Raw genomic sequence first — 17337 nt, 5'->3', positions numbered from 1 at the left:
CTTGCTCGCTCCCACATTGGAACTGTGTTTTTTTCGGGAGATTGTTTACATGCCCCAACTGACTAATCGCCGCGCCGTGATCACCGGCGCCGGTAGCGGTATCGGTGCCGCCATCGCCCGTGCCTATGCGGCAGAAGGCGCGCGCCTGTTGCTGGCCGACCGCAACGCCGTCAGCCTCGCCGAAACCGCTATCACCTGCCGCAACCTCGGCGCCGAAGTGGTGGAGTGCCTCGCCGATGTGGGCACCGTCGAAGGTGCCCAGGCCAGTGTCGACCGCTGCGTCGAACATTTCGGCGGCATCGACATTCTGGTCAATAACGCTGGCATGCTCACCCAGGCACGCTGCGTCGACCTTTCCATCGAGATGTGGAACGACATGCTGCGCGTCGACCTCACCAGCGTATTCGTGGCCAGCCAGCGTGCCTTGCCGCATATGCTCGCTCAGCGTTGGGGGCGGATCATCAACGTGGCCTCGCAACTGGGCATCAAGGGCGGCGCCGAACTCACCCATTATGCCGCGGCCAAGGCCGGGGTGATCGGCTTCACCAAGTCCCTGGCGCTGGAAGTCGCCAAGGACAACGTGCTGGTCAATGCCATCGCTCCGGGGCCAATTGAAACGCCATTGGTCGTCGGGATCAGCGACGACTGGAAGCGCGCCAAGGCCGCCGAGTTGCCACTCGGCCGTTTCGGCCTGGCGGATGAAGTGGCGCCCACCGCCGTGCTGCTGGCCAGCGAGCCGGGTGGCAACCTGTTTGTTGGCCAGACCCTAGGCCCGAATTCCGGCGATGTCATGCCATGAGTGAGGTGTAGCCATGTGCGGACTCTGCGGTTTGCTCGGCGAAGACCTGCACTGGAGCGACCCCCTGGGCGATGAGCTGCCCAGGCGCCGCGAACGCCTGCGCCGCATCGCGGCAATCAATCAGGTACTGTCGGTGTTCCGGCTCAAGGTCGAAGACTTTCAGGGTGCCTCTTATCTGCTGCTCGGCGCGACCGGCAAGCAAGAACTGGCGAGTGGCCTGGATCAACTCTGGCGAGCGGCCGAAACCATGCTCGGTCGCCCGTTGGACCCCCTGGACCCGCGCCTGTTGGATCACTTGGAGTCAGCCGTATGAGCATCGCTCTCAACGTCATCACCGGTTTCCTCGGCAGCGGCAAGACCACCTTGCTCAAGCGCCTGCTGCAAGGCGAGAGCCTCGGCGATACCGCTTTGCTGATCAATGAATTCGGTGACGTCGGCATCGACCATCTGCTGGTGGAAGAAGTCGCCCCGGATACTGTGCTGCTGCCCAGTGGCTGCATCTGTTGCTCGATTCGTGGCGAACTCAAAGACGCCTTGCTCGGCCTGTTGCAACGCCGTGAGCGTGGCGAAATCCCGGCGTTCAAACGGGTGATCCTGGAGACCACCGGCCTGGCCGACCCGGCGCCAATCCTCGCCACGTTGAACAACGATGTGCAATTGCGCGGACGCTTCCACATCGGCTTGGTAGTCACCTTGGTTGACGCCAGCCATGCCGCGCTGCAAGAGCGCCTGCATCCGGAATGGCTGGCCCAGGTCGCCGCCGCGGACCGCTTGCTGTTGAGCAAGACCGATTTGGTGGAGGACTGCGCCCCACTGCGAGCGCACCTGCAAGCGCTCAATGCCGGTACGCCGATCCTCAATACCTGCGACGTGCGCTGCGGCGATCAACTGTTGCTCGGTGAAGGTCTGCGCAGCGCCGAGCCGACAGTGGAAGTCGGTCGCTGGCAACTGCATCGCAGTACCAGTGCCACCCACGGCGCTGCGCAAGTGTGCAGCCTGACCTTCGACCAGCCGCTGGATTGGGTCGGCTTCGGGGTTTGGTTGTCGATGCTGTTAAGATGCCACGGCGAACGAATTCTTCGTGTCAAAGGACTGCTCAACGTGAACACCAGTAACGCCCCCATCGTCATTCATGGTGTGCAGCATTGTTTGCATGCCCCGGTGCATTTGCCCGCCTGGCCGGGCACTGACCGACAATCGCGGCTGGTGTTTATCCTGCGTGGCCTCGATCCCGCGCTGCTGCGGCGCTCCTTTGATGTGTTCTCCCAGCGGTTCGCCGCATGATCACACTCCGCGTCCTTGGCACCTCTGTGACTTTGCTCGAATGCCTGCGTGTTCGTGCGGAACAGGAGTTGGGCATTCGCCTGGTGTACCAGGTGCACGACGTCGAACAGGCCCAGCGCATCGCGGTGATGCAGCCCGACAGCTACGACCTGTACGACCAGTGGTTCCACAACGTCGACTTCGTATGGCCGGCCCGGGCGATCCAGCCCATCGATACGCGGCGCATTGCGTTGTGGCATGAGATCAACGACCTGCCCAAGCGCGGCCGCCTGTCCGCCAACGATCGGTTGGGCAGCGGCAGCGTGCCTAGCGAGCGCTTATTCGTGCAGCACGATGGCAGCCTCGGCAGCACCGTCACTGAGCGAATCAGCATGCTGCCCTTGACCCATAACGCCGACAGTTTCGCCTACCGGCCCGAGCGCTTGCCCGAGGGTTTTCGCCACGACAATGAAAGTTGGGGGTGGTTGCTCGACCCCGCGTGGCGTGCGCGCACTGCGCTGCAAAGCGATGCGGCCATCGGTGCCCTGGATGCTGCGCTGGCGGCGCAGGGCGCGGGGCTGGCGCGCTTCAAGGACATCGGCAATATGAGCATCGAAGAGATCGATGTGCTGGCCGATATTCTGGTGCGCAAACAGAGGGAAGGTCACTTTGCGGCGTTCTGGTCCGATGACGAGGAGGCCGCGCAATTGATGCTCAGCCCGAGCATCGATATCCAGAGCCTGTGGTCGCCGACGTTGATGCGCCTGCATCGCGCCGGGGTGAAATACCGTCTGGCGGTACCTCGCGAGGGCTACCGCGCCTGGTTCGGCGGTTTGTCATTGTCGCGCCACGCCCAGGGCCCGGTGCTGGATGCGGCCTACGCATACCTCAATTGGTGGTTGTCCGGCTGGCCCGGCGCGGTGATGGCGCGTCAGGGTTACTACATCGGCAACCCGGCGCGCAGCCGCGACCATCTGAGCAGTGCCGAGTGGGATTACTGGTACGCCGGTCAACCTGCGCGAGAGGAGTTGCTGGGCAGTGATGGTTTGCCGCTGATTGACATCGGTGATGTGCGCGATGGCGGTTCCTATGAGCAGCGCATGGGGCACATCGCTGTGTGGAACTCGGTGATGGATGAGCACAACTATCTGGTGCGTCGCTGGGGCGATATTTTACGGGCGGGGGCGAAAGGCTCCCGCAGGCCGGGGAATGGCGGGCCGTGCTGACATCTATGGTGATACCCACAGGTCCTGCTGACGCCGGTCTCATGACCAGCGTCAGCAGCGAAAATAAATGTGCCCCTTTAGCGCCCCAAGCAGGTTTTCAGGCGCGAAGAAAAACTGTCGTAAGACGACTTGCTGCCCGTACCTGGCTTACGTCTCGTAAGCAATGGTGTAGCTGTTACCGGAACGCTTGATATGAGCAAAGCCGAGCGCGGCCAAGTGCATGCCAGCGACCATCAAGTTGTCTGAACTGGCAACATCCAGCAGCCTCGTTCGCGTGGCCGCCGATAGCAATGGGTCCTGGTCGAAGGCAATCGTGACATCGGGGCGCGCGATCTGAATCTGAGGAAAATGAACGATATCGCCCCACACCAGCAGGCTGCTCGCCGCAGACTCGAAGCGGTAGCCGCAATGCCCGACGGTATGCCCAGGCAACGGCATCGCGCTGATTCCAGGCAGTACGTCATTGGCGGTGAACGGGCGCAGATTTTGCCGGTACCGCTCGAACACCCTTCGTGCAAACAGAAAGTTTCCACGCGCGCGTTCACTGGCTTGACCAAGGTGGCCATCGTCCTCCCAGAACGCTAGCTCTCGCTGGTGCACAACCAATTCAGCATTGGTGAAGGCCATTTCTCCCACTGCGTTCAACAAGCCACCGATGTGGTCGGGGTGCGCGTGCGTCAGCAGAATCGTATCTATTTCGCCGGGTTGCACGCCAGCCAATGCAAGATTGGCCAGCAACTCGCCGCCCCATTGATTGAAACCGCCGGCGCCGGCGTCGATCAGAATCGTGCGGCCACGCCCACGTACCAGATAACAATTGATATGGATCGACGCTGGCTCGCTGATCCCGGCGGCCAACTGAAGTCGGGCCGCCTCCGTTGGCGCGATATTGGCGAGAAAATCCAGGCTCGCACCCAAGTAGCCATCGCTGATGGCTGTGATTGAAAACTCGCCGATTTGCTGGCTGGGGAGTCTCCGGTGATTTATGTCCACGTTACTCATGACTGTAACTGCACGGTCATTGCGCAATAGACATCCAGCCCCTGCAGATCGCTGGATTTTGCCTGAGTGCAATCCAGTTTGGCCAGCCAGCGGTGTGCAGGTCTCTTGTCCAAAGCAACTGCGTGTAGCGCTAAAGGTGTAAGGCCTAATTCAATCAGTATTTGAGGGCCTTGTTCACTGAGCAACAGGAATTCGTCCGCGCCCACGGCAACGGCTCGGTCCAGCCCGGCATAGAGGTTGCGCCTCCAATCAGTGATGTGCGACTGCCAACGGGAAAAATTGCCACCCCCTTTTTGGCGGTACTCGTCGCTCTGCAACACGGCTGGCGTGTCGACTGAATGCAGGGCCAGGTAGGCCGGGCAATTGTCGCTCAAGGCTTTGAAACGCTGTGAGGAGCTAAATCCGCTCACCGAGATCAGCGCTGGCAGTTTTTCCAGGCTGTAAAACGCATTCCACTCGGCTTCGCTGGCGGGTTCAGCGTAGTTGCATTCGACTGTGTAAATCATAAATTTCACTTCATGGGTTGATGTTTCATCATGCTAGTGACACGGTAATCGCTTATAAAACGACTTTATTGCACCATTCAGTGACTAAACATCAAGGTGGATGCCTGGACTTGCCTCAGGAAAACCCATGCGTCGAAAACTCCCTAGTAACGCCGCCTTGATAGCCTTTGAAACAGCAGCCCGTCATGGCAGTTTCGCCCGTGCCGCAAACGAATTGGCCTTGACCGAAGGCGCCATCAGTCGGCAGATGGGGCGCCTGGAAGCCTTTCTGGGCGTTACGCTATTCGAGCGCGTTGGCAACCGCGTGCGGCTTTTGCCTAACGGTGAGCGCTACGCTGCCCAAGTGCGCGAACTACTCGACCGGCTCGACAGGGAAAGCCAGTATTTGATGGGCCAGCCCAACGACGGCGCAAGCCTGGATATCGCCGTCAGCCCAACCTTTGCCCTGCGTTGGCTAATTCCTCGGTTGTCCGGCTTTGGCGAGCAACACCCGAATATCTGCGTGCACCTCTCGGAACGTATGGAACCGTTCGTGCTTGCCGGCAGCGGCTTCGATGCCGCTATCCATTTTGAGCACCCAGCTTGGACAGGCATGCATACGCATCGGCTGTTGAGCGAAGTGTTGATTCCGGTCTGTCATCCTGACCTCCTGGACCCGGGCAAGCAGGCAACGGCTCTGGATTCACTGCCGCGATTGCACCGCCGGCAGAACCCGGATGCCTGGCAGCGCTATGCCCAGGAAACCGGGATTGTCCTGAGCAACGCAGCGATGGGCGCGCGCTACGATTTGCATGCGATGTTGATCGAAGCCGCACTGGCTGGTCTCGGCGTGGCCCTTGTACCGCGCTTGTACGTGGAAGCAGAGCTGGCGCAAGGCCGGCTGGTTGCGCCATGGCCGCAGGAGACGAATGTCGCCAAGACTTTTTGCCTCGTGTTACCCGAGCCCCTTGAGCTGAGCCGCGTGCCCATCCAGGCATTTGCGCATTGGCTTTTGAAGGAAGCGCAGGTGAAGTAGGGGCGTGCAGTGGTATCAGTACCGGGTCGATTCCGTAGGCCACGCTAGTATTGATCACCCCCGGGTGACAGTGTCGGTGCGCGACAGGGGCACTCAGTTGGCTGAAATCCTCCATGGCCGCGCGAAGCGGGCACGTTGAGACTATGCTCATTGCCACTGCAGGCAATGTGCTGGTTTCACGTGTCGCCCACCAAGGAAAGGAGTCTGTATGTGTCTGATTCTTCATGCCCGGTTCTATTATCTGAATGGTCGAATGCGCAGTCTGGTAACACGTGTCCATCGGCGTATTTCGAACGCCCACAAAGTCTTCTGGCGCTTCGCCGGCTGCGTGACCGGGCTGGCGCTGGTTGCTGTCAATCCGGCCCAAGCTGCCGACGGCGGCATCGTCGGCGGCTCTACCGCAAGCTATAGCATTGCCTTCAGCAACTCCTACGCGGGCAGCGATTTTCGCAAGGTGATGGTGCGCAATTGGCAGGAGATTGCGGCCCAGGCGCAAAAGGATGGCTTGATCCGCGAGGCTCCGGTGGTCAGCGCCAATAACTCGGCATCGGAACAAGCGGCCCATATCCAGGACATGATCGTCAACGGCGCCAACGCCATCGTCATCCTGGCCGCGTCCGACACGGCCCTCAACGGGGTGATCCGCGATGCCTGCAACGCCGGCATCGTGGTGGTCGTCATGGCCAGCCTGGTCACCGAACCCTGCGTCTATACCGTCGACTACAACTGGTCCGCCATGGGCCGCGTGGAAATGGACTATATCGCCGGGCGCCTCAAGGGGAACGGAACGCTGCTGGAGATTCGCGGCATTGCCGGCGATGCCACCGATAAAAACATCAGCGACGGCATTCGCAAGGCCGCTGGCGACTATCCGGGCCTGAAGTTCGCCAAGACGGTATACGGGAACTGGACGGCTTCTGTCGCACGCAAGGAGGTGGCGCTGGCGCTGCCGTCACTGCCCAGTATTGATGCCGTTGCGACTCAGGGCGGTGACGGTTATGGCGCAGCCATGGCGTTCAAGGCGGCGGGACGCCCTTTGCCAATCATCGTGATGGGGAACCGTCAGGACGAACTCGCCCTGTGGAAACAGGAGCGCGATGCCAATGGCTACGAGACTGTCTCTGTCTCTGCTTCCCCGAGCGTCTCCCAGGTGGGTTTCTGGGTGGCCCAGCAGATTCTGGCGGGCAAGCAGGTGCCGAAGTTCGTCGAGGTGCCGCTGGTACGCATCGATGCGAAAGACCTGGACACCTGGCTCGCCACGATGCCGGTGGGCGGCGCTGCCAATCCTCCCTACAGCCAGGCTTCCGTTGCGGCGATGATCGACGCGGCCATCAGCAACACGGCGCCGCCGACGCCTTTGCCGGAGGTGACGAAGCAGTAGTGGCAGGCGTGGAGCGAGGAGGCGAGGCGCCATGTTGACATTCAAATCCTCCACGGACAGGCCCATTGCCGTCAGGATTGGCCTGGCGGTCGCCGCGCTGGTGTTCCTGATGCTGGTGGTATCGCTCGTGAACCTCTATGGCCTGCGAGGCATGGTTCGTGCGGTGGATTCCGCCAGCCATTCCGCGGAAATTCTGGCCTCGGTCAACGGGGCCACCGGGCGGGTGGAAAACTTCATCGCCACCCGCGACCAGGAAAGCCTGTCCCAGGCCGAAGGCATGGTGGCGACGGCTATCGCCGGCCTCTCCGCCATTCCGGTGGCAGAGGCGCAATCGCTCAAGGGCAGCCTGGAAAGGCTCGCCGCGGCAATCGCCGCCTTGCGGGCGGCGACCCTGACCATGGATGGCGAAACGGAGAACATGACAGCCCACTACGGGCGGATGCGAGAGGCGACGATCCTCGTCGAACAGGGCATCGCCGATGGGCTGAAGGGGATTGATGCCCGCGCCGCTGAGCACGAGGCGCGGGTGAGCAACATCGAAAGTGCTCACCGCATTCTGGATATCCTGCGCGACGGCGAACGGATCATCATCGTCAATGTGGCCAAGATGCTGGTGTCCGGTGATGGGGCGGCCGTCACTGCGGCGCGCAACGCCTGCGCAGCGCTCCCGCCGGTGGTCGAGCAATTGCGCGAGTTGATGGAGGCGCCGCAGGAGCGAGAGACGTTGGACCAGTTGGCGATGGCGGTCGCTGCTGTCAGCAAGGCGGTCGAGCACCTTGGCGAGACGCCCAAGCTCCGGGGAGACGAGGCTTTGCGGCATCTGGCCGCCGTCGAGGATCTGGTCGAGCGCCTCGATGTCATGCTGGGTGAAGTGGACGAGCATGTTTCCCGTGACGAAAATGACATTCAGGCGGCAACCGGCTTGTTGCACAACGCAGCCGCGTTGTCCAAGCGTTTCGCCGAGCGTGTTGCCACCCTGGAGGCGCAGACCTTGTCGTTTCGCCTGTCACCGTCGGCCGAGGTCGCCGGCTCGGTCGGCGAGATTCTGGACGAGCTCTCCCGTCTCGCGCGGGTTCTCCCTTCGTCCGTGGGGCTGCAAGCCAAGGCTACCCCCCTGACTGTCAGCGATCAGATTGCCGGCTACCGGGCGGCATTCGCCCGGTTTAATCAGGCGAGCAACGCCTTGAGCGGCGCGCGCGACCAGGTACGCAACGAGGCACGAAGCGCCGGCCTGTTGGTTGCGCGCTTCGCAGGCCAGGCGCGCTCCGATGCCTTGATCCACAATGACCGCGGCATGCTTGCGACGATCGTTGCGGGTACCGTCGCCATCCTGCTGGCCGGCGCCATCGCCTGGAGCACGTCGCGATTCATCGCCCAGCCCATCGTGGCCCTGGCCTCGGTCATGCGCCGGCTTGCGGCCGGCGACTTGAACGCAAAGATCGCCAGCGCCGAACGCGGCGACGAGATTGGAATCATGACCCGCGCCGTACGGGTGTTCCAGGAGAATGCCCTGCGCATCCGGGTGCTGGAGGCCGAGGCCGAAGCCGAGCGACAGCAAGTCCAGGCCTCTCTGGAGAGAATGGTCGCCGAGCGGACCGACGCGCTGCACCACCAGACCGAGGTGCTGGAGGCACAGGCCATCGAACTCATCCAGGCGCGCAACCAGGCCGAGACGGCTAACCAGGCAAAGAGCGATTTCGTGGCCACCGTCAGCCACGAACTGCGCACCCCCCTGACCCTCATTCTCGCCCCTCTGGAGCAGCTCTCGGCGGCGACCACCCCACCGGCGGACTGGCATGTGCAAGTCGACCGCGCTCAACGCAACGCGTTGCGCTTGATGAACCGGGTGAACGACATCCTCGATTTCTCCAAGGCCGAAGCGGGCAAGTTTGAGTTGTGTCCGATGCCAGTCGATTTGAACAAGACGGTGGGTGTGCTGGCCGAGGATGCCGCCATGGTGGCCGAGGGTAAAGGCTGCACCTTGACCTGCAGCATCGATCCCGCGCTCGGCACGGTGTTCCTGGACCCCCGGCACTTCGAGAAGATTCTCCTCAACCTGGTGAGCAATGCCATCAAGTTCACGCCCGCTGGCGGCACCGTGCACCTGACGGTGACTGCGCTTGATGGCGAGCGATTCGAATTTGCAGTGCAAGACTCGGGGATTGGCATTGCGCCTGACAAACTGCCGTTGCTGTTCCAGCGTTTTTCCCAGATCGACAATTCCGCCACACGCCACTACAGCGGCACCGGCATCGGTCTCGCCCTGGTCAAGGATCTGGTCGAACTAATGGGGGGCGAAGTCGGCGTCAACAGCGAGCCCGGGCAGGGCTCGTGCTTCTTTGTTCGACTTCCGCTGGGGGCCGAGCAAAACACTGTACCGACCGAAGTCAGCAACATGTTCGAGCGATCATCACCGAGCATGGCAAGCACAACCGAGCAGCGCCACCTGCGTTTCGACGACGGTCGCCTTGGCATTCGCAATGACCGGGCGCCGATGGAAGAAGCGGACGAGCAGCACCCGGAACACGCCCTGCGATCCAAAGTGCTGGTAGTCGACGACAGCCCGGAAATGCTTGGCTATCTCAGCGAGCTGTTGCGCGACGACTACAGCGTCGCCACCGCAACTGATGGCGAGCAGGCCTGGGCACTCCTGCAGCGTCGGCCCATCGATGTCGTCGTCTCGGATGTAATGATGCCGAAGCTCGACGGCTTCGGCCTGACTGCCAGAATCAAAGGCAGCCCCGGTTTTGCCCATTTGCCCGTGATCCTGGTGACCGCCCGCGGCGGTAGCGAGGCCTGCGTCTCCGGGCTGGAGAGTGGCGCCGATGACTATATCGCCAAACCCTTCTCGCCGCTGGAGCTCAAGGCTCGCGTACGGGCGGTGCTACGCATGAGCCAGGTGCAAACCGAACTGAATGCAAAGTCCCGTCAGGCGGGCATGGCCGAAATCGCTACGACTGTACTGCACAACGTCGGCAACGTCCTCAACAGCGTGAACGTATCGGCAGAACTGGTCAGCAGCCAGATGCGCACCTCCAAGGCCCAGGGGTTGGGCAAGGTGGCGCAAATGATGAACGAACACGTCCATGACCTGAGCGACTTTCTCACCAAAGACCACAAGGGGAAGATGCTGCCTGATTACCTGCTCAAGCTGGCGAAAGTGGTGGCGCAAGAGCAACAGGGCATCATCGAAGAACTCGGGCAACTCACCAAGGGCATTGACCACATCAAGACCATTGTCGCTGCCCAGCAGTCCTATGCCGTCGCCGTCAGTATCGTCGAGACAGTGCCGGTCGCAGAGTTAATCGACGATGCCTTGCGCATGAGTGCTGGATTACTGGCGCGCCAGGAAGTGACGGTGGTCAAGGACATTGCCGACTTGCCCCTGCTGCCCCTGGACCGGCACCGGATGCTGCTGATTCTGGTGAACCTGATCAACAATGCCAAGCAGGCGTTGGACGGCGTGATCGATCGTAGCCGATGCGTCACGTTCAGCGCGTCTCTCGCTGACGGGGCAGTATTGCGTATCACTGTGGCCGACAACGGCAATGGGATTGCGCCTGAGCACCTGGCGCGCATCTTTTCCCATGGTTTCACGACGCGCAAAGACGGTCACGGTTTTGGCCTGCACAGTTGCGCGCTCGCTGCGCAGGAAATGGGTGGCAGCTTGACCGTGCGCAGCGACGGGGCCGGGCAGGGCGCTACCTTTATCCTCGATATTCCCCTTGATGCGCCGCTGAGTAAGCGATGAATGCCGAACCGGCACATTCTACGGGTCGATGATATGGCGGGCTGACCGGAGCCTCAAAGAGGGATGTGGGTTGTCGACAAGACCTGGCGCAAGCCCATGAACGAGCGAATCTGGCGAACCCCGGGCAGGTAAAGCAATTGCTCCGCGTGGAGCCGGTTGAAACTGTTGCTGTCCTTGGTGCGCAGCAACATGAAGTAGTCGAACTCCCCGGTCACCACATGGCACTCCATGCAGCCGGACACCTTTTGTGCGGCCGCCTCGAATGCGGCGAAGGATTCCGGTGTGGAGCGATCCAGCACTACGCCGATCAAGACCACCATCCCCGCATCCAGCGCTTCATTGTCCAGCAGCGCGACAATGTCCTTGATCAGGCCGACCTGCTTGAGCCGTTCGACGCGCCTGAGGCAAGCAGGGGCACTCAATTTCACCTTCTCTGCCAGCGCCACGTTGGAGATGGAGGCATCTCGTTGCAGGGTCTTGAGAATGGCGCGGTCGGTTCGATCCAGTGGATGCGGCACTGGGTCTGAGGTGGCTGGCTTCTTGTGAGTATTTGTTGCTTTCATATCGATTTCTACGCAATGAAAGTATGTTTTGTGCGGTGTTTGAAAAGTTATGTTTCTTTATGTGGTGGAAACTTGCAACACATATTTTTCGGATTCTTCTTAATATTGAACTCATCGAAGCGCCTCCGGAAAGAGCCTGGAATGCGGCCTTTTCCCTTTCGGTCTGGCGCTTGGATATCCCATATCAAGGAGCAGAGTCATGAATCTGAATCGTTTTGAACGTTATCCATTGACCTTCGGTCCTTCTCCCATCACGCCCTTGAAGCGCCTCAGTCAACATCTGGGGGGCAAGGTCGAGCTGTATGCCAAACGTGAAGACTGCAACAGTGGCCTGGCCTTTGGTGGGAACAAGACGCGCAAGCTCGAATACCTCATTCCCGAAGCGATCGAGCAAGGCTGCGATACGCTGGTCTCCATCGGCGGCATCCAGTCGAACCAGACCCGCCAGGTCGCTGCCGTCGCTGCCCACTTGGGCATGAAGTGCGTGTTGGTGCAGGAAAACTGGGTGAACTATTCCGACGCGGTGTATGACCGCGTAGGCAACATCGAGATGTCGCGGATCATGGGCGCTGATGTGCGGCTTGACGCCGCTGGCTTCGATATTGGCATTCGGCCAAGTTGGGAAAAGGCCATGAGCGATGTCGTGGAGCAGGGTGGCAAACCGTTTCCGATTCCAGCGGGTTGCTCCGAGCATCCCTATGGCGGCCTCGGTTTCGTCGGCTTTGCCGAAGAGGTGCGGCAGCAGGAAAAGGAACTGGGCTTCAAGTTTGACTACATCGTGGTCTGCTCGGTGACCGGCAGTACGCAGGCAGGCATGGTTGTTGGTTTCGCGGCTGACGGTCGTTCGAAGAATGTGATTGGTATCGATGCTTCGGCCAAGCCGGAACAGACCAAGGCACAGATCCTGCGCATCGCCCGACACACCGCTGAGTTGGTGGAGCTGGGGCGCGAGATTACGGAAGAGGACGTGGTGCTCGATACGCGTTTTGCCTACCCGGAATATGGCTTGCCCAACGAAGGCACATTGGAAGCCATCCGACTGTGCGGCAGCCTTGAAGGCGTGCTGACAGACCCGGTATATGAAGGTAAATCGATGCACGGCATGATTGAAATGGTCCGTCGTGGTGAATTCCCCGAAGGTTCCAAAGTGCTTTACGCACACTTGGGTGGGGCGCCGGCGCTGAACGCCTACAGCTTCCTATTTCGTAACGGCTAAGCGTAGAACTGCTTTTGGAGTCATCTGTGGGAGCTCGCTCCCACAGGGAATTGCGTCAGCCTTTAGGCTCAGGAATCACGCCGGGAGTACCACCATGCATGCGATATCGCAGTCTGCAATCTGGGTGAAAGAACCGCTGGCGGATACCGGGGTCGTCATCGTGACCAGCGCCGCGTTGCCCAAGTACCTGATTGACAAGTTGCATATGGAGATCGACGACTGGGACCAGGTTGCTTATCTGGTGGTCCAGCAATCCAGGGCGTTCATGCTCGACTGGTTGCAGTTTGGGGCCAACCCGATAGATACGGCACCGGCGACCACTTGCCGGGCCAGCCAACTGCTGCGCGGTGTATCCAAAGGCTGCTTTTTACTGGATGTCGAAGTCAGCCCGATACCCCGTCTCACCTGGCTGGGATCAGTCTGCGGTCACCCACTGCGTGTCCTCAAACTGGAAGACGCAGCCTCCCATGCAGCGATCGATAAACAGGTGGAAGAGATTTTATCGGTGACCCGGACACTGGTGAAAAGCGGGTTGCAAGAGCGTTGTTTCATTTAGCGAAAGTCATCGCCACATACGCCTGAATTTATGACCCCAATGGAAAGGCCGCACTCATGAGCCGACCTGCCGACTGTCGTTCTAAAACCATGAAGTGGATGCGTGAACCTTCGAGCTGTACCCGCATCGTTGTCATCGTGTCCGCAATTGACAGTGATCATATTGACCTGATGCATCATGGGTTCAGCTGTTTTGACAATATCGCGCTTGTACAGGTTGAAGCTTCGGATACAGGGGCTAACAGGTGCGTTGAAGTACACGTGGCGGGGTGTGATTACAGCTTTCTCGTTTGCGGTGAACTTGAAGAGCATTTGTTGAACAATCTTTCCATTGGCAACCCGTGCATCTACCAGATAGGGCAAGACAGCTGGGCCGAGCGCTCCGTCATTGACGCGGTAGAGCAAGTCAAAAAACTCGCCCGATTGAGCTATTCGCGCCACCTGGAAGCGTTGCCCGACATTTGCAGGAGATGCCCATGAACCTGTTCGATATTCGTGCCCAATGGCCGGACCAGACCACCGAAGATGCTCAAGAAGTTGCTGAATGGCGGGACGCCTTGCTGTCGGTTATCGCCCATAGCGGCACGGCACAGGCCAAACAGATCCTCGACATGCTGGTGGCTGTGGCAAGCACCTCGGACATCGGTTGGCGGCCCAGCCATAGCACGCCTTACATCAATACCATCAGCGTTGAGTGCCAGCCGGTATTTCCAGGGGACCTGGCCATCGAAGAACGGCTGGCCTCGATCATGCGCTGGAATGCGTTGGCCATGGTTGCCAGGGCCAACTATGCCTATGGCGAATTGGGCGGCCATATTGCCAGTTATGCCAGCGCGGCGGATTTGTTCGAAGTGGGCTTCAACCATTTTTTCAAAGCGCGAACCGAAAGCAGCGGTGGCGATCTGGTGTTCTATCAACCGCACTCGGCGCCAGGGGTCTATGCTCGGGCGTTCCTCGAGGGACGCCTGGAAGAAAAGGATCTGCTGCATTATCGGCAAGAGATCAGCGCGCGCGCCAAGGGTGCCCGAGGTCTGTCGAGTTACCCGCATCCTTGGTTGATGCCGGACTTCTGGCAGTTTCCAACGGGCTCCATGGGCATCGGTCCGATCAGCTCGATCTACCAGGCGCGCTTCATGCGTTACTTGGAGCATCGAGGCCTGCAAGACAACGTCGGGCGAACCGTCTGGGGCGTGTTTGGCGACGGGGAAATGGATGAGCCGGAAAGCATGTCGGCACTGACGCTGGCCGCGCGGGAAGGGCTGGATAATCTGGTCTGGGTGGTCAATTGCAACCTGCAACGGCTGGACGGGCCGGTTCGTGGCAATGGCCGCATCATCGACGAGTTGGAGGCGCTGTTTGGTGGTGCAGGCTGGAACGTCATCAAACTGGTTTGGGGCGCCGACTGGGACGGTTTGTTTGCGCGCGATGCGGATGGCGCGCTGGTCAAGGCGCTATCGAGCACCGTCGATGGCCAGTTCCAGACGTTCGCGGCAAAAGACGGGCGCTTTAACCGTGATCATTTCTTTGGCCAGAACGAGGCATTGGCGCAGTTGGCACAAGGCCTGACCGATGAACAGATCGACCGCCTGAAACGTGGCGGTCACGACATGGTGAAAATCTTCGCCGCCTATCAAAGCGCGCTGCTCGAAGGCAAGAAACCCACCGTGATTCTGGCGCAGACCAAGAAGGGCTTCGGCATGGGCGATGCCGGGCAGGGCAAGATGACCGTGCACCAGCAGAAGAAGCTCGACAGGGAGGCGCTGATCGCGTTCCGCAATCGTTTCAACCTGCCGTTGACCGATGAACAGGCTGCCTCGTTGAGCTTCTTCAAACCCGACGAAGACAGTGCAGAAATGCGCTATCTGCATGAGCGCCGCTGTGCATTGGGCGGCTACATGCCATCGCGTCCTTCGAGTGCCGAATCATTGGCGGTGCCTGACGTCAGCAGCTATGGCGCGTTTGCCATTGCTGCCGAAGGCAAGGAAATGTCCACCACCATGGCGTTCGTTCGAATGCTCAGTGGTCTGCTGCGGGACAAACAACTGGGCCCGCGCATCGTGCCGATCGTGGCGGATGAAGCGCGTACGTTCGGCATGGCCAGCCTGTTCAAGCAGATCGGCATTTACTCCAGCGTGGGGCAGCGATATGAGCCGGAAGACATCGGTTCGATCCTGAGCTATCGAGAAGCGCTGGACGGCCAGATTCTCGAAGAGGGCATCAGCGAGGCCGGGGCGATCAGTTCCTGGGTTGCAGCGGCGACCAGCTATTCGGTGCATGGCTTGCCGATGCTGCCGTTCTACATCTACTACTCGATGTTCGGCTTCCAGCGCATCGGCGACCTGATCTGGGCGGCGGCGGATCAACGGGCCCGCGGCTTTCTGCTCGGGGCCACCGCAGGCCGCACGACATTGGGCGGCGAAGGTCTGCAGCACCAGGATGGCAACAGTCATCTGATGGCGGCGATGGTCCCCAATTGCCGTGCTTACGATCCGGCATTTGCCGGCGAGTTCGCGGTGATCCTGGATCACGGCATGCGCCAGATGCTGGAGCGTCAGGTGGACGAGTTTTATTACGTCACCTTGATGAACGAGAACTACCCGCAGCCCAACCTTCCTGCAGGTGTCGAACAGGCGATCATCAAGGGTATGTATCTGTTTGCCCGGCATGAAGTCGAGGGTGCGCGTGGAAGTGTCCAGTTGTTGGGTTCCGGCGCCATCCTGCGCGAAGTGATTGCCGCTGCCGAGTTGCTGGCCAGCGATTGGGACATCAACAGTCAGGTCTGGAGCGTTACCAGCTTTACCGAGCTGGCACGTGATGCCCGTGAAGTGGAACGCTGGAATCGACTGCATCCTGGACAGCCTTCGCGCTGCAGTCATGTCCAGGCGTCGCTCAACGACTCGGCGCCGATCATTGCCTGCACCGATTACGTTCGCGCCTTGCCGCAGTTGATCGCCAGCTATCTCGACGCCCGTTACACCGTACTTGGCACCGATGGATTTGGTCGCAGCGATACTCGCGACCAGTTGCGCAGGTTCTTCGAAGTGGACCGCCACCAGATTGTCTTGAGTGCGCTGACTGCACTGATGCACATGGGGCGCCTCGATGCCAGTGTGTGTGCCGAGGCCATTGAGCGGTACGCCATTGATGTCGATGCGGTGGCCCCCTGGGAAGCTTGATTTCAAGAGGGGGGTATATCCGTTGTTGCGGTAACGGCCGCTTATGGTTCCGCTTTTACAGCGGCTCACTTTTGAAAAGCCCGGGAGCCGGCCCAGTCAAAAGTAAGCAAAACGCTTTTGCCCCACCACTCGGCACCTCGCTTAGGCTCGGTGTGCCTGAACGAAGGCATTGCTCCGTGGGCCGCCGCGAAGGGCCATCCATGGCCCAGCGCGGCTAACCCGGCATCCATGCCGGGTTGCCCACTGCGCAATACCTTCGTTCAGCCAGCGTGGTTAACGGGGCGCCCGAGATCAACGTCCACCGCGAGGCGGCCTGGTAGCCGACCTGGTTCTTGATAGGACCGCGTTTCTTCTGTGGGAGCGGGCTTGCCCGCGAAGGCGGTGTGTCAGTTTGCGGTGATGTTGGATGTGCTGGCCTCATCGCGAGCAAGCTCGCTCCCACAGGTTTTGCGGTGCACATGGATTTTGTGTCTGCCAAAGATCCAATGTGGGAGCGAGCTTGCTCGCGATAGCGGAGGTTCAGCCACATCGGTGCCGAAATGTACCCCGCTCTTGCTCTTGCTCTTGCTCTTGCTTTAGATCTTGATCTGGGTGCCCCGTTAAACCACGTTGGCCGAACGCAGGCATTGCGCAGTGGGCATCCCGGCATGGATGCCGGGATAGCCGCGCTGGGCCATGGATGGCCCTTCGCGGCGGGCCCACGGAGCAATGCCGGAGTGAGGGCACACCGAGCCTAAGCGAGGTGCCGAGTGGTGGGGCATGAGCGCTTTGGTTACTTTCGCGCTTTTCGAAAGTGACCCGCTGTAAGAGCGGAACCCTAAGCCGCCGTTACCAAAAAAACGGATATACACACCCCCCGTCCAGAAAAACGCGAATAGATTCCC

General features: G+C 60.3%; 14 protein-coding genes and 2 pseudogenes. 13 read left to right on the top strand and 3 right to left on the bottom strand.

Annotated features, from left to right (window positions below; translation table 11 throughout):
* Window positions 1-49: 49 nt before the first annotated feature.
* Genes F7R20_RS02330 through F7R20_RS02315 form a run of 4 tightly spaced genes read left to right on the top strand, consistent with a single transcriptional unit; the run spans window position 50 to window position 3288 of the window.
* The gene (locus F7R20_RS02330) at window positions 50-799 is read left to right on the top strand and encodes an SDR family NAD(P)-dependent oxidoreductase (protein ID WP_003200468.1); all 750 of its coding nucleotides are present in this window, start codon (window positions 50-52) and stop codon (window positions 797-799) included.
* Window positions 800-812: 13 nt separating this feature from the next.
* Entirely contained in the window at window positions 813-1112 is a 300-nt protein-coding gene (locus F7R20_RS02325) for a hypothetical protein (protein ID WP_003200470.1), read from the top strand.
* On the top strand, window positions 1109-2083 hold the full coding sequence (locus tag F7R20_RS02320) for a CobW family GTP-binding protein (RefSeq protein WP_003200472.1): 975 nt from the start codon (window positions 1109-1111) through the stop codon (window positions 2081-2083). Before F7R20_RS02325 ends, F7R20_RS02320 begins: the two co-directional genes overlap by 4 nt.
* Window positions 2080-3288, top strand: coding sequence for an ABC transporter substrate-binding protein (locus F7R20_RS02315; RefSeq protein ID WP_003200473.1), 1209 nt, complete (start codon window positions 2080-2082; stop codon window positions 3286-3288). Before F7R20_RS02320 ends, F7R20_RS02315 begins: the two co-directional genes overlap by 4 nt.
* Window positions 3289-3435: 147 nt before the next feature.
* Here F7R20_RS02315 and F7R20_RS02310 read toward each other — a convergent pair whose 3' ends face one another.
* A complete protein-coding gene (locus tag F7R20_RS02310; protein WP_032833223.1) occupies window positions 3436-4290 on the bottom strand; it encodes an MBL fold metallo-hydrolase in 855 nt (284 codons plus the stop codon).
* The gene (locus F7R20_RS02305) at window positions 4287-4796 is read right to left on the bottom strand and encodes a hypothetical protein (RefSeq protein WP_003200477.1); all 510 of its coding nucleotides are present in this window, start codon (window positions 4794-4796) and stop codon (window positions 4287-4289) included. The genes F7R20_RS02310 and F7R20_RS02305 overlap by 4 nt, the downstream gene beginning before the upstream one ends.
* A gap of 127 nt (window positions 4797-4923) precedes the next feature.
* Here F7R20_RS02305 and F7R20_RS02300 point away from each other — a divergent pair, with 127 nt between their 5' ends.
* The 5 genes and pseudogenes from F7R20_RS02300 to F7R20_RS32185 all read left to right on the top strand — a co-directional run bounded on the left by F7R20_RS02300 (window position 4924) and on the right by F7R20_RS32185 (window position 10943).
* Window positions 4924-5811: a LysR substrate-binding domain-containing protein gene (locus F7R20_RS02300; RefSeq protein WP_003200479.1), complete on the top strand. Its 888-nt coding sequence runs from the start codon at window positions 4924-4926 to the stop codon at window positions 5809-5811.
* A 208-nt stretch (window positions 5812-6019) separates the two neighbouring features.
* The gene (locus F7R20_RS02295) at window positions 6020-7192 is read left to right on the top strand and encodes an ABC transporter substrate-binding protein (RefSeq protein ID WP_003200481.1); all 1173 of its coding nucleotides are present in this window, start codon (window positions 6020-6022) and stop codon (window positions 7190-7192) included.
* A gap of 31 nt (window positions 7193-7223) precedes the next feature.
* A pseudogene (locus F7R20_RS32195) lies at window positions 7224-9536 on the top strand (sensor histidine kinase); the annotation flags it as partial.
* A gap of 51 nt (window positions 9537-9587) precedes the next feature.
* Window positions 9588-10082, top strand: a pseudogene (locus F7R20_RS32190) (response regulator transcription factor); the annotation flags it as partial.
* Complete coding sequence (locus F7R20_RS32185; protein ID WP_371916702.1) at window positions 10083-10943, top strand: sensor histidine kinase; 861 nt, start codon at window positions 10083-10085, stop codon at window positions 10941-10943. It begins immediately after the preceding pseudogene.
* 53 nt (window positions 10944-10996) lie between these two features.
* On the opposite strand, the gene F7R20_RS02285 is transcribed toward F7R20_RS32185, so the two are convergent.
* Window positions 10997-11506 (bottom strand): Lrp/AsnC family transcriptional regulator, encoded by a 510-nt coding sequence (locus F7R20_RS02285; protein ID WP_003200485.1) that lies wholly within the window; start codon window positions 11504-11506, stop codon window positions 10997-10999.
* Window positions 11507-11705: 199 nt separating this feature from the next.
* Here F7R20_RS02285 and F7R20_RS02280 point away from each other — a divergent pair, with 199 nt between their 5' ends.
* The 4 genes from F7R20_RS02280 (at window position 11706) to mdeB (ending at window position 16453) form a co-directional block, all read left to right on the top strand.
* Window positions 11706-12722 (top strand): 1-aminocyclopropane-1-carboxylate deaminase, encoded by a 1017-nt coding sequence (locus F7R20_RS02280; protein ID WP_003200489.1) that lies wholly within the window; start codon window positions 11706-11708, stop codon window positions 12720-12722.
* A gap of 94 nt (window positions 12723-12816) precedes the next feature.
* On the top strand, window positions 12817-13278 hold the full coding sequence (locus F7R20_RS02275) for a hypothetical protein (RefSeq protein WP_003200491.1): 462 nt from the start codon (window positions 12817-12819) through the stop codon (window positions 13276-13278).
* Window positions 13279-13334: 56 nt separating this feature from the next.
* The gene (locus F7R20_RS02270) at window positions 13335-13757 is read left to right on the top strand and encodes a hypothetical protein (RefSeq protein WP_003200492.1); all 423 of its coding nucleotides are present in this window, start codon (window positions 13335-13337) and stop codon (window positions 13755-13757) included.
* Window positions 13754-16453: an alpha-ketoglutarate dehydrogenase gene (gene mdeB, locus F7R20_RS02265; RefSeq protein ID WP_081352547.1), complete on the top strand. Its 2700-nt coding sequence runs from the start codon at window positions 13754-13756 to the stop codon at window positions 16451-16453. Before F7R20_RS02270 ends, mdeB begins: the two co-directional genes overlap by 4 nt.
* Window positions 16454-17337: the final 884 nt, after the last annotated feature.

The organism is Pseudomonas brassicacearum subsp. brassicacearum, from assembly GCF_008801605.1.
GTDB classification, from domain to species: domain Bacteria; phylum Pseudomonadota; class Gammaproteobacteria; order Pseudomonadales; family Pseudomonadaceae; genus Aquipseudomonas; species Aquipseudomonas brassicacearum.
This window is presented reverse-complemented; position numbering and strand designations above follow the sequence as displayed.

Coding starts and splice junctions, on each gene's coding strand:
- F7R20_RS02330 (WP_003200468.1), top strand. CDS start 50: ATGCCCCAACTGACTAATCGCCGCGCCGTGATCACCGGCGCCGGTAGC.
- F7R20_RS02325 (WP_003200470.1), top strand. CDS start 813: ATGTGCGGACTCTGCGGTTTGCTCGGCGAAGACCTGCACTGGAGCGAC.
- F7R20_RS02320 (WP_003200472.1), top strand. CDS start 1,109: ATGAGCATCGCTCTCAACGTCATCACCGGTTTCCTCGGCAGCGGCAAG.
- F7R20_RS02315 (WP_003200473.1), top strand. CDS start 2,080: ATGATCACACTCCGCGTCCTTGGCACCTCTGTGACTTTGCTCGAATGC.
- F7R20_RS02310 (WP_032833223.1), bottom strand. CDS start 4,290: ATGAGTAACGTGGACATAAATCACCGGAGACTCCCCAGCCAGCAAATC.
- F7R20_RS02305 (WP_003200477.1), bottom strand. CDS start 4,796: ATGATTTACACAGTCGAATGCAACTACGCTGAACCCGCCAGCGAAGCC.
- F7R20_RS02300 (WP_003200479.1), top strand. CDS start 4,924: ATGCGTCGAAAACTCCCTAGTAACGCCGCCTTGATAGCCTTTGAAACA.
- F7R20_RS02295 (WP_003200481.1), top strand. CDS start 6,020: ATGTGTCTGATTCTTCATGCCCGGTTCTATTATCTGAATGGTCGAATG.
- F7R20_RS32185 (WP_371916702.1), top strand. CDS start 10,083: ATGAGCCAGGTGCAAACCGAACTGAATGCAAAGTCCCGTCAGGCGGGC.
- F7R20_RS02285 (WP_003200485.1), bottom strand. CDS start 11,506: ATGAAAGCAACAAATACTCACAAGAAGCCAGCCACCTCAGACCCAGTG.
- F7R20_RS02280 (WP_003200489.1), top strand. CDS start 11,706: ATGAATCTGAATCGTTTTGAACGTTATCCATTGACCTTCGGTCCTTCT.
- F7R20_RS02275 (WP_003200491.1), top strand. CDS start 12,817: ATGCATGCGATATCGCAGTCTGCAATCTGGGTGAAAGAACCGCTGGCG.
- F7R20_RS02270 (WP_003200492.1), top strand. CDS start 13,335: ATGAGCCGACCTGCCGACTGTCGTTCTAAAACCATGAAGTGGATGCGT.
- mdeB (WP_081352547.1), top strand. CDS start 13,754: ATGAACCTGTTCGATATTCGTGCCCAATGGCCGGACCAGACCACCGAA.